At 58.1% G+C, this 10117-nt stretch carries 12 protein-coding genes and 1 pseudogene; 7 read left to right on the top strand and 6 right to left on the bottom strand.

All coding sequences use genetic code 11. The features are described 5' to 3' along the window. Positions 1 to 8: 8 nt before the first annotated feature. Both NMG80_RS30625 and NMG80_RS30620 read right to left on the bottom strand, forming a co-directional pair. Positions 9 to 278 (bottom strand): hypothetical protein, encoded by a 270-nt coding sequence (locus NMG80_RS30625; protein ID WP_254021582.1) that lies wholly within the window; start codon positions 276 to 278, stop codon positions 9 to 11. Between the two features lie 10 nt (positions 279 to 288). Then, positions 289 to 474 carry a hypothetical protein gene (locus NMG80_RS30620; protein ID WP_254021578.1) on the bottom strand — a complete coding sequence of 62 codons (186 nt, stop codon included), beginning with the start codon at positions 472 to 474 and terminating at the stop codon, positions 289 to 291. 301 nt (positions 475 to 775) lie between these two features. On the opposite strand from NMG80_RS30620, the gene NMG80_RS30615 reads away from it, so the two are divergent. Then, entirely contained in the window at positions 776 to 1216 is a 441-nt protein-coding gene (locus tag NMG80_RS30615) for a hypothetical protein (RefSeq protein ID WP_254021577.1), read from the top strand. A gap of 227 nt (positions 1217 to 1443) precedes the next feature. Here NMG80_RS30615 and NMG80_RS30610 read toward each other — a convergent pair whose 3' ends face one another. Genes NMG80_RS30610 through NMG80_RS30600 form a run of 3 tightly spaced genes read right to left on the bottom strand, consistent with a single transcriptional unit; the run spans position 1444 to position 2794 of the window. Continuing rightward, entirely contained in the window at positions 1444 to 1746 is a 303-nt protein-coding gene (locus NMG80_RS30610) for a DUF6894 family protein (RefSeq protein ID WP_254021576.1), read from the bottom strand. After that, a complete protein-coding gene (locus NMG80_RS30605; protein WP_254021575.1) occupies positions 1746 to 2504 on the bottom strand; it encodes a Crp/Fnr family transcriptional regulator in 759 nt (252 codons plus the stop codon). The genes NMG80_RS30610 and NMG80_RS30605 overlap by 1 nt, the downstream gene beginning before the upstream one ends. Positions 2505 to 2521: 17 nt before the next feature. Continuing rightward, positions 2522 to 2794: a hypothetical protein gene (locus NMG80_RS30600; protein WP_254021574.1), complete on the bottom strand. Its 273-nt coding sequence runs from the start codon at positions 2792 to 2794 to the stop codon at positions 2522 to 2524. A 49-nt stretch (positions 2795 to 2843) separates the two neighbouring features. On the opposite strand from NMG80_RS30600, the pseudogene NMG80_RS38055 reads away from it, so the two are divergent. Continuing rightward, positions 2844 to 3664 (top strand): annotated as a pseudogene (locus NMG80_RS38055) (endonuclease/exonuclease/phosphatase family protein). Positions 3665 to 3725: 61 nt separating this feature from the next. Further along, a complete protein-coding gene (locus NMG80_RS30585) occupies positions 3726 to 5126 on the top strand; it encodes a phospholipase D family protein (protein ID WP_254021571.1) in 1401 nt (466 codons plus the stop codon). A gap of 437 nt (positions 5127 to 5563) precedes the next feature. Here NMG80_RS30585 and NMG80_RS30580 read toward each other — a convergent pair whose 3' ends face one another. Next, a complete protein-coding gene (locus NMG80_RS30580) occupies positions 5564 to 6646 on the bottom strand; it encodes a sensor histidine kinase (RefSeq protein WP_254021570.1) in 1083 nt (360 codons plus the stop codon). A gap of 548 nt (positions 6647 to 7194) precedes the next feature. On the opposite strand from NMG80_RS30580, the gene NMG80_RS30575 reads away from it, so the two are divergent. From NMG80_RS30575 to NMG80_RS30560, 4 genes are all read left to right on the top strand, one after another. Then, the gene (locus NMG80_RS30575) at positions 7195 to 7344 is read left to right on the top strand and encodes a hypothetical protein (protein ID WP_254021569.1); all 150 of its coding nucleotides are present in this window, start codon (positions 7195 to 7197) and stop codon (positions 7342 to 7344) included. 70 nt (positions 7345 to 7414) lie between these two features. After that, complete coding sequence (locus NMG80_RS37530) at positions 7415 to 7744, top strand: FAD-dependent oxidoreductase (protein ID WP_367186032.1); 330 nt, start codon at positions 7415 to 7417, stop codon at positions 7742 to 7744. Positions 7745 to 8245: 501 nt separating this feature from the next. Beyond that, entirely contained in the window at positions 8246 to 8743 is a 498-nt protein-coding gene (locus NMG80_RS30565) for a YciE/YciF ferroxidase family protein (RefSeq protein WP_254021567.1), read from the top strand. 162 nt (positions 8744 to 8905) lie between these two features. Continuing rightward, on the top strand, positions 8906 to 9832 hold the full coding sequence (locus tag NMG80_RS30560; protein ID WP_254021566.1) for a hypothetical protein: 927 nt from the start codon (positions 8906 to 8908) through the stop codon (positions 9830 to 9832). The last annotated feature ends 285 nt before the right edge of the window (positions 9833 to 10117 follow it).

The following is a 10117-nucleotide window of genomic DNA, read 5'->3' as shown; positions in this document are numbered from 1 at the left end:
GCCTCCAATCAGATGCGGTCCTCTCCGCAGGCCGCGCCGGGTTCAATTTCGACGGCCGATGTGCAAAGGTCGAGCGGGGATATGGTGCGGGATTTTGAGCGGTTGATTACTTGTTCAGAGTAGGCGTCTGCGGCAATGCGATCCAACAGCTTACGGGATGCCAGTATTAGGCGGCGGGTATCGTTTATTGTCTGGCGAAGATCATCAATATCTGCTCGCGCGCGACTCTCATTCAATCGAGCGGCTTCTATTTCAAAATTGTCCCATATGGATAGCACGTGGATGCTCCTAAGCGTCCGGCGGCTTCAGCCGGCTTTTCAGTAGCCGAGCTTCCCGAAGTAGTGATGCCCGATCTGTGCCAATCAACTCGATCAGCTCGCGCGCTTGAGCTTCAGTTATTCCGGCTTCCTTGGCAACGAACTGCGCCTGGAAATCCGTCATTCGGTCGCGGTCGGACTTCTCTTCCTCGCCCATGGTGACCCTTTTCAGCCCTTAGATTGAACCGGAACGCCAGGCGGGAGGGTTTTGTTGCGATCAATGGCTCGAAACTTTCCAGGCATTTTCCGCTTTCTCTGGAACACGTGCTTGAGATGAAAGTTCGGGAAGTGCAGCAATCTTGTTCCTCCCAATGGGCTGCAGATCGGAGATGCACCGATCGGCCCGCGTACTGTCTTCACGCACGGAACACCACCGCGGGTGCGCGTTCGCCGCATCAAGCAACTTCTCAGCGAAACGGCCGCTTTGGCTCATCCAGGCTTTCGGGTCGCGGTGGCGGTTGTACTGGTTCCCCCACGCCATCGGCGTCGCACTGCTTATCTTTCAACGGTTGATTGTTGTCGTTTCCCGGCAGCATGGAGCCGACCGGCAGAAAGCGTCTGGCGCTATTTTCAAGACTCTCGGCACCGATCGGCGTAATGTGTTCTCATCGGCGATAGACATCACGGGCATCGTTGGTTGTGAGCGACCACCGCGCTTCCGCCCCAAATGGGAGGAAAGGCAAATGGTCAGCCTTAAGACTGCAAAGAGTGGCATTGCATTTCATAGCGACCTGACTTTGTTGAAGCAGGTCTTTGATCGTGTTTGCGTTGAGGAAGGTATTTCCGTTGGTAGCGAGCAGGCGGAGCGCCTGAGTGTTAGCGCAATGGAACTCTTCTCAGATGGCGAATTTGACGAGGCAGTTCTTTACGTACGCCTTCGACGCTATGCCCGATTGTAGCGCGGAAAGAAAAGCGCAAGACTGAAATCCTCGTGTCGATACAGGGCGGGATCGTTGAGCACGACTGGCGGTTCGGCCTGGCGTCCGAAGTGGACGAAGGCCTTCTAGAGCGCCTGTCCGTCTCGCTCGGCAAGGCCCGCATCGCAATGATCCGCGAGGTCGGCCAAAAGGCCCGGTCTTCGTTCACTGGACAGCTATCAGCGGTTGGTGCTCCGGCTTCGCATGGTTCAACCGCGACGTCGAGGTTCATCTTTGTTGGATGTCGGCGAGACCGCATTTACATCAAGCGGCTCGATCACCAGGGACAGGCTAAGCCTCAGAACCTTTCTGCCACTCTCGTCCCTGATATCCATGATGAGTTGCTGCCCATCGGGACCTTTCAGTTCGTCCTTTGCCAGCTCAGTCAATCCTTCGACGGCTGCATTGCGCGCTGCCTCAATCCCCTCGCATTCCAGACCCGTGTTGTCTTCCACGAGATGCTGGTGATCGCCGCTATCAAAGAAAAATCTTGGCATATCGGCTTCCGTCATCAGAATGCCACGTCAGGGTCTTTCTGGTGCAGGTAAGTCGGAACGAATTCCCCTGCCTGAACCAAACCCGGCCAATCGAGAGCACGCAACTTTGTACCTGACGTGGCGATCAGCCCGTCACCTTGTAGCGCCTGAAGCGTGCGGTTCACGTGAACCGCGGACAAACCCACCGCATCACCAAGTGCTGCCTGGGTGATCGGTAAATCCGCAACGTGATCCTCAATGCGTCCTGCAAACCGCAACCGCACAATGAGTTCACATAACATGTGGGCTGCACGAGCGTAGGCGTCCCGTCTCCCGACGTTGGTGACCCATTCCCGGTAGATTGCAGCGTCAATCAGGGTCGATCGCCAGAACGCGGTTGCAACACGCGGGCGCTGTTCGCAAATCGAGCGAAAAACGCTGTGGCGGATTACGCCCAATCTGCCCGGCGTCATGCTGGAGAAGTTGCAATCCATGACTGAGAGATGGATGCCGTGCAGATCCGGGAGATCGCCTGCGACAAAGAAGCTGGTGATCTGCCGCTTTCCCGCACCTGTGTGCTTGGATGAACATACCACACCGTCCAAGACGATAAATGAGTTGGTTGGTCGATCGCCTTCTAAGAGGATATCCCTGTTAGCCGGAACATCCTTCTCCTGAATCGTGAGGCCTCCTAAGGCTGCGGCGTCATCATCGCTTATGTCAGCGATGCCACGCAGCTTGCGGATGAGCACGTCCGAGGAGAAAGCTGGGCGCAAGGACTTGGTTACCTCCATAGGCGTTACTCGCCGAACTAGCATTCGTCGCAGATGTTCCACGCTGCTGATGCCGGATAGAGGTGGACACGCCCGAGATGAAGCTGCGCATCTAGCATCTGCGCAGCGATCACAGCCTCATACGCCATGCTCTCGCTGCGCCCTTGCTGATTTGAGAAACGTGCCCCGCAGCGGATGTAGCTGGCGGCATTGGTTGCCCTGCTCTCGGGCCCTCGGTCGTATTGAACCCAGCCTTGATGGAACTGTTGCTCCTTCACATCGTGGTCAATCGTCTCGTTTCTCGCTGCCATCTATGTTCATCGGTTTCCGGCAGTCTCCTCGAATGGCAACATAATTTGCATGCTCGATCAGACTCGATCGCTTTCAACTTCGCTCGCAGCCGCTTGTTGCCAACAAGCACCAACGTCGCTCAAGGCGAACCGGGTTCCCGGCAGCGTGACGATCGCCTCTTATAACGTCCATAAATGTGTCGGCACCGATGGCCGGTTCGATCCGCAGCGGGTTGGTGATGTCATACGCGAACTAGGCGCCGACATTATTGCCTTGCAGGAAGTTGATGAACGTACGGGAAGGCGGCAGGGCCTATTGGATCTCAAGATGCTTCGACGAGAAACCGATCTGGTTTGTGCACACACGCCTGAGAACCTTGGACCCCATGGGTGGCATGGCAATTGATACTAGCTCGAAAGGGAGTGGTCCAGGCTGTCAGTCTAGTAAGGTTACCTGGCCTGGAGCCACGCGGTGCTTTGATCGTCGATTCGGAGATCCAAGGCGTGGTGCTGCGGGTGATCGCTGCACATTTTGGATTACTCCGGCGGTCGCGCCTCAAGCAGGCCAACGCACTGCTTGAGGCGACGCGTTCGGTCCTAAGGCCGACCATCCTACTTGGCTATCTCAACGAATGGCGGGTGCACAGCAGATCCTCGTTGCTGGCGCTACTGCCGCATTTTGGTCCAATTCACACCATGCTGCCCAGTTTCCCTTCGCGATGCCCTTTGCTTGCGCTCGATCGGATTCTGGCCAAACCACCAAGTCTGATTTCCAGCCTCGAAGTGCACCATACATCGCTATCTCGGATCGCCTCCGATCATCTACCGATCAAGGCGCGATTAAACCTCCAGGTAATTCGCCAGCTGCATTTGCAACCAGATTACCTCTGAAGGGTTCTTGCTATGATTTTGAGCAAGGCCGGCTTTCGATCGCTGAAGGTAATCAGTTTTTATGGAAACATCCATTTCGCGAATTGCGCACGACAAGATCAAAGCAGGCAAGAGCGGCTTACTGCTGGTCCCGGACAATTATGACGCCTTCGCCGTGCGCGTCCTGGCTGCAAGGAGTTCCGTTCGCAGTCTCGACCTAATGTACTACCTTTGGCACGATGACCACACTGGCCGCTTGCTTTTGCAGGAAGTTTTCCGGGCCGCTGAGCGCGGCGTGCGGGTGCGCATGCTCCTTGATGACGCCAATCCGCGAAAGAACGATTCTGCATATTTGGCGTTGAGCAATCATCCAAACATCGAGTTGAAGTTGTTTAATCCGAGCGGCGTCAGGCAACGCAGCGTCGTGCGCGGCGTGGAAATTGTATTGCGCCTTTTCGCGTTGACCCGGAGGATGCACAACAAGGCATGGATCGCTGACGACAACGTCGCTATCGTAGGCGGGCGGAACGTTGGCGATGCCTATTTTGACGCAGCAGAAACCAATTTCCGCGACCTGGACGTGCTGCTTCTCGGTCCTGCCGTGCAGCAAACCGCCGAAATATTTGAGGCATTCTGGGCTTGCGAGGACGCAAAATCAATTAGTGTCCTGGGACCAGCCGCTGAGAACGCCCATTCCGATTTGTTTTCAAGAAGCGATCTCGAAACCGGATCAATGCTGTTGAACGGGGTCGGTGACCGAGGGTCCATCGCAGAGTTCATCGCGGCCAGCAACGACGTGCATTGGGTGGATCGAGTTCGGGTGATTTCCGATCCTCCAGAGAAGGTGAGAGGTTGGAGACGTCGCAGCTGGCTTACCAAGGAGTTGCTTCCCCTCATTCAGTCGGCGCGCAACTCTCTGGAAATTGTATCTCCCTATTTCATCCCAGGCAAAAGGGGCTCCGCGATCCTGTTAGAGCTCGTCAGCAACGGAGTCGACGTTTCGGTTTTGACCAATTCCTTGGCCGCTACAGACGTCGCCGCAGTCCATGGTGCTTATGCAAACTATCGCAAGCGCTTGCTGAGGAATGGCGTGAAACTGTTCGAGCTCCAGCCCTTCACTCGCCGACAGGCAATCTCGGTGTTTGGCTCCAAGGGCGCCAGTCTGCACACCAAATCTTTCACGGTTGACAATAAGACCGGGTTCGTCGGTTCCTTCAATTTTGATCCACGGTCAGTGTCTTTGAACTCGGAGATGGGCGTGCTCTTTGAGGATGCGGAATTGGTCAATGAACTTCGGCACTTTTTTCAAACCGAGATATCACCAGAAACCAGCTATCGGCTGGAACTAAAAAACAATGTGCTGCACTGGCGTGGAGGCGACGAAGGCAAACTCCAAGAATACACACACGAACCAGAGGCCGGAATATTTCGCCGGGTTCTGGCGGCCTTGGTCCGCCACCTTCCGATCGAGTCTCAGCTTTAGCCAGACCCACATAAGATAGCATAGGTGCTAACGGCGGGATCGACGCGGCGTTCTTGCCGCGCCGGGTACGGCATGAAGAACGGCGACGTGAATGTGCCAAGCACAGCGCCGGGGCCGCGGCGGAAAGGTTCTGCCCGGTCGGAGCACTCGACTTCGCGTCCTTCGAATGGGCTGCTGTCGCGGGTCAGCACCGGTGGCCTTACTCATGTCGCCAGTGCTCTGTCTGCCGGCCTCTTGCTCGCCGAGCCGAAGAAAAATTTGCCGAAAAAGTCCATTTCATTCTCGCAGTTGGTGTCGCCGCTCGGTGCGAGCGTAGCACAATGAAGGTGCGATCGGGCAGTGCGTAGGACAACTAACGACCGAACAGGCTTTGGAGGGTGAGCTTTAGAGGGTAATGGGTGGCCCGGAGCATGAAAGCATCCGCCCTCTGGCAATTGTCAGCTTGCTGCCGCCGATCGCGTGAAGACGATGGTGACCTTCGTCCCTTCGCTGGCGCTCGAGGCGACGTTGAACTTTGCCTTGGCGTTCTCGGCCAGCGAGCGCGCGATCAGCGCGCCGAGCTTGCCGGGCTTGGGCCATGTCTCCCCTTCCGGCAGGCCGATTCCGTCGTCCGCAACTATGACCACGCAGCCGTCGCCATCGGCGATGCTGTGCAGCTTTATCGTCCCGCCTTCACGCCCTTGGAAGGCATGCTTGAGCGCATTTGTGAGCAATTCGTTCACGACCAGTCCCGTTGGCATGGCGACGTTGATCGACACCGGATAGGTATCCACCTTCATGTCGAGGCGGATCCCCTCAACTGCATGCGACCCCATCACGGCGGAGGCGATCTGGCTAAGATAAACGCCGAGATCGACCTCATCCTTCTGCTCGTCTGCCGATAGCGTCTGGTAGAGGATCGCCAGAGCGTCGACGCGGCCGGCGAGCCTCTCAAATCTTTTCTGGTCGGGCTCGGTCGCGTTCCGGGTTTCTAGACGGATCAATGCGGTGATCATCTGTAAGTTGTTCTTCACCCGGTGCTGCAGTTCGCGCAGCAGGGTGTCCTTCTCGCGGACGCGCTCCTCTACCAAGCGCGCTTCTTCAGATTCGCCATGGGATGAGACGTCGACCAGAGCCACCAGTCGGAAGCAGTTCGTGCCGTTATCGTCCACGATGATGTTTGAATAAACGTCGACAAGAGCCGGGTTGGCCCCGACGCGCTCCAGCCGGAAGGTGCCGACGAAATCGGTTTCCTCGACCAAGGCCTCGGGCAGAGGCCGGCCCTTCTGCTGGTGGATGCCAATGCCGGAAAGTGCTCCCCAGTTTTGCCGGGTAAGTTCGGCTGCCTTCAGGCCTGACACGTTTTCGAATTCTGGATTAGCATAGACGACGCGCTCCTTCGCGCCTAAGTCCGACACGGCGATAGCGATCGGCACCTGGTCAAGGAATTTTTTGAACTGCTCGCTTTCCAGCGCGGTGGCAAGGTCAGGTGTATCGAGCAACTGCTCAACTGCCTCAGCCTTGTCTGAATCTGATGTCATCTTGGTCGCCTGTGCTTTGCGTGGGCGCCTCAGTCTCAGTCATGCACTTCGCTCGACACCGCCAACGCTGGAAGCGGCTGCGCGATGTCAGGAGTAGGACGAGCCCGCGTCACGGAGCGGCAGAGCCATTGGGCAACACAGGCCGTCTTGCTGAGAGTTCAGTCAACCTTGCGTCACTTTGCACGGCCACGAGCTTTTTTCCAACAGCGTTGTGCCAAAATCCCGTCCCTGCCAATCGAAATTGACGATCTGCACGTCCCCGGAACTGCCGACAGAATATTTCCGCCATCTGCAATGGGCTCACCTGGCAGCGGGGCGCGCGTGTGGCGGCATGCGGTGGCCAAACCGCACGCCGCATGTGCTCACCCCCGGCATGTGGCGGGCGCAGCGTTCGCTGGCCGATTTCCTCCTCTGATCGACTGGTTTCGTTCCGGCGTGCCCATCTCGGCAACAAGATGCGGGTTTCCGGTCCCGACGCCGCGGCTGTTGCCTGCTTGTGGCCACCGGGAATCGTCGACACACTGCCAGTTATTTCGGAAATCGCGGCTATGATCGAAGCCGGTTCCCTGCGGCTATGCCCAATTTGCGACGCTTATAAGCTTATCGGCAAGCGGGTGGCCGTGTTCGATCCGGCCGACGATGCGATGAAGAAGCGCTGTTCCTGCGAACGTACACCCAATACGTCACCGTGCTGGTGACCAGTGCGGTCACGGCGTTGGACTACGACGCTACCGCATTGCTAAGAAGGGCTGAAGTCAAAGTAGAGGTATGCATGCCCGGCTCGCTGCGCTCCAAAGGTGGTGGAGCCGTGTCAAGCTCATCAACGGGAATGTGCGCGTCTTCGATACCATCTACCCCGCGATGGGCTGCACCATACGCTCGAAACTGGCTATCGACCTGGGTGCGAAATGTGATGAGGTTGGCAACGTAGTCGTCGACTCGCATCAGCGAACCGCTATTGCTGGCCTCTATGCCGCTGGCGACATCGTCAACGAGAATCAACCAGCTCGCGGTCGCATTCGGGCACGCAGCGGTCGCTGCAACCGACATTCACAACTACCTGTGCGAAGCGACGGCGAGCGCCCACCGCGCGGTTGACCCGCAGGCATGACCGCTGGTCGTTGTTCCTTGGTCTTCCCCAGCGCGCCAATTCAAAAAACGGTCGGACGTCTATTTCGCCGTGGGCATTGTTGGCCGCCTGGAGCAACCGGATCGGAGGCCAGGCGGCGTCACGATTGGCGGGAGACATCGTTCTCGCAGAGAATTCTTTTAGGTGGAAGGGCTGATCTCGCCGCCGGCGACTTTGGCGAGCAGCATCCCCAAGGTCAGGCGCGCTCATTCATGGCTGCGCCGACAAAAATGTTCTCAAGAAGCTCGATAGATAGAGACGCCAAGTATCAGAGCATCATGCGATCCTCGATAGCGAAATGGCCGGGGGAGCGGGAAGTGAATTGAACCAGGGGTTGACCCCACGAAGTCAGAGTGACGTGCAGCGAGACGTCTCAAGGGAACCTTTCCGGCGTTGCGCGCTTGTTGAGCATGCGTTTCACAACCCCGTGAACGACAACAAAAAACGCTGGAACCAAAAGGAAATTCGCCATGGCGAAAGAAAAGACATTGGATGATCTCTTCCTTGATACGCTCAAAGATATCTATTACGCGGAAAAGAAGATCCTGAAGGCGCTTCCCAAGATGGCGCGCGCCGCCTCATCGGCCGATCTGAAGGCAGCCTTCGAGAAGCACAGGGACGAAACCGACGGTCATGTCGAGCGCCTGCAGCAGGTTTTCGAGCTCCTTGGCAAGCGGGCACAGGGCAAGACGTGTCCCGCGATCGACGGCATCATCGAGGAGGGCGAGGAGATTATGGAGGAGTTCAAGGGAACTCCCGCACTGGACGCCGGTCTGATCTCCGCTGCCCAGGCTGTCGAGCACTACGAGATCACCCGCTATGGCACGCTGAAGCGCTGGGCCGAGGTCTTGGGCATGAGCGACGCCGCCAAGCTGCTCGAACAGACGCTCGGCGAAGAGTCTATGACAGACGAGGCGCTCACCGGATTGGCGGACGCCTCGGCCAACGAAATGGCCAAGGCCGCCTGATCACACACCAGCCACCTCAACTGTGTTGGGGTGGCTGTTTTACTTGCAACATCCGTCTTTCGATAGGAGACAATCATGGGTCGTGGCATTCTACTCTGGCTGCTCGGAGTTCCTATTCCGATCATCATCCTTCTCGCGCTGTTCATGCGGTAGGAGGAATCCATGGCATCAACCATCCTGGCGACCGACGTCGCCGCGCCGGTCGAGTCCTCGTCATCCGCAGTCAACTGGGGACCGATCATCGCCGGCGCCTTCGCTGCCTCGACCCTGACGTTCATCCTGATGCTTCTCGGGTCCGGCCTCGGGCTCACGATGGTGTCTCCATGGTCCAACGAAAGCGCCAGCGTCACCACCTTCGCTGTGTCCACTGCAATCTGGCTGGTCATCGTGCAATGGTTGTCATCCGGGCTCGGGGGTTACCTGACCGGGCGCCTTCGCACCAAATGGGTCGGCATTCATACGGACGAGACGTTCTTCCGGGATACCGCGCACGGATTCATGGCCTGGGCGCTGGCGACGCTTCTGGTCGTGTTCGTGCTCGGTTCGGCGCTGTCCGCGGCAATCGGCACCGGCGTCAAGGCGGCCTCGACAGTGGCCTCGGGAGCAGCAATGGGTGCCTCGGCAGGGGCGACCGCAAACGCCGGGAACGACGGAGGCAGCGACGTGACTTCATATTTCGTCGATGCGCTGTTCCGCCCGACCGATCCTTCCAGGCTGGCGGCGCCGGGCGCGGAGGGCGATGCGACAGCAGCCGCACAAGCCTCCCGCATCCTCATTACGAGTGCGGTGGCCGGCGAAGTCTCGGCCGACGACAAGACTTATCTGGGCCAACTCGTGGCCGCTCGCACTGGCCTGTCGCAAGCGGATGCTACTGCCCGGGTTGATGCGGTGCTTGCTCAGGTCGAGGCGGCCAAACTCCAAGCACAGGAAGCAGCCGACACAGCTAGAAAAGCCGGCGCCACTTTCGCGCTGGTTGGCGCGCTTTCTCTCATCATCGGTGCGTTCATCGCCAGCGCAGCGGCAGCGTTAGGCGGCAAGCAGCGCGACGACGAAGAAGACGCGCGCTATCTCACAGCCAGTCGAAGCTGAAGCTGTCTACTCCCGGCCGACCCAGAGGGTCGGCCGGACTCTATCTCCCGCCGCACTCTCTTGTTATTGTGCAGTGCAGCAACGATATTGCTGCAAGTGCGTTACACAGATTGCCGTCCATTCCGGGCGTCAGAACAGGGACGGCGCCATTGCGAAAAATCTCCGACACCATCGCCCGCCTCGCTGCGCTGCAAGCGCGACATGCCACGCATATCGCCGACCTCGGTGCGTCGGACCCTCTCGAGACGCTGGCCGACTTCGGTACAAATCCCGGCGGGTTGGGAG

It is taken from the genome of Mesorhizobium escarrei (genome assembly GCF_935825525.1).
Classification (GTDB): Bacteria; Pseudomonadota; Alphaproteobacteria; order Rhizobiales; family Rhizobiaceae; genus Mesorhizobium; species Mesorhizobium escarrei.
Note: the sequence above shows the minus strand (reverse complement) of the source record. Positions and strands in the feature narration are given on the sequence as shown.

Coding starts and splice junctions, on each gene's coding strand:
- NMG80_RS30620 (WP_254021578.1), bottom strand. CDS start 474: ATGGGCGAGGAAGAGAAGTCCGACCGCGACCGAATGACGGATTTCCAG.
- NMG80_RS30610 (WP_254021576.1), bottom strand. CDS start 1,746: ATGACGGAAGCCGATATGCCAAGATTTTTCTTTGATAGCGGCGATCAC.
- NMG80_RS30605 (WP_254021575.1), bottom strand. CDS start 2,504: ATGGAGGTAACCAAGTCCTTGCGCCCAGCTTTCTCCTCGGACGTGCTC.
- NMG80_RS30600 (WP_254021574.1), bottom strand. CDS start 2,794: ATGGCAGCGAGAAACGAGACGATTGACCACGATGTGAAGGAGCAACAG.
- NMG80_RS30585 (WP_254021571.1), top strand. CDS start 3,726: ATGGAAACATCCATTTCGCGAATTGCGCACGACAAGATCAAAGCAGGC.
- NMG80_RS30580 (WP_254021570.1), bottom strand. CDS start 6,646: ATGACATCAGATTCAGACAAGGCTGAGGCAGTTGAGCAGTTGCTCGAT.
- NMG80_RS30575 (WP_254021569.1), top strand. CDS start 7,195: ATGATCGAAGCCGGTTCCCTGCGGCTATGCCCAATTTGCGACGCTTAT.
- NMG80_RS37530 (WP_367186032.1), top strand. CDS start 7,415: ATGCATGCCCGGCTCGCTGCGCTCCAAAGGTGGTGGAGCCGTGTCAAG.
- NMG80_RS30565 (WP_254021567.1), top strand. CDS start 8,246: ATGGCGAAAGAAAAGACATTGGATGATCTCTTCCTTGATACGCTCAAA.
- NMG80_RS30560 (WP_254021566.1), top strand. CDS start 8,906: ATGGCATCAACCATCCTGGCGACCGACGTCGCCGCGCCGGTCGAGTCC.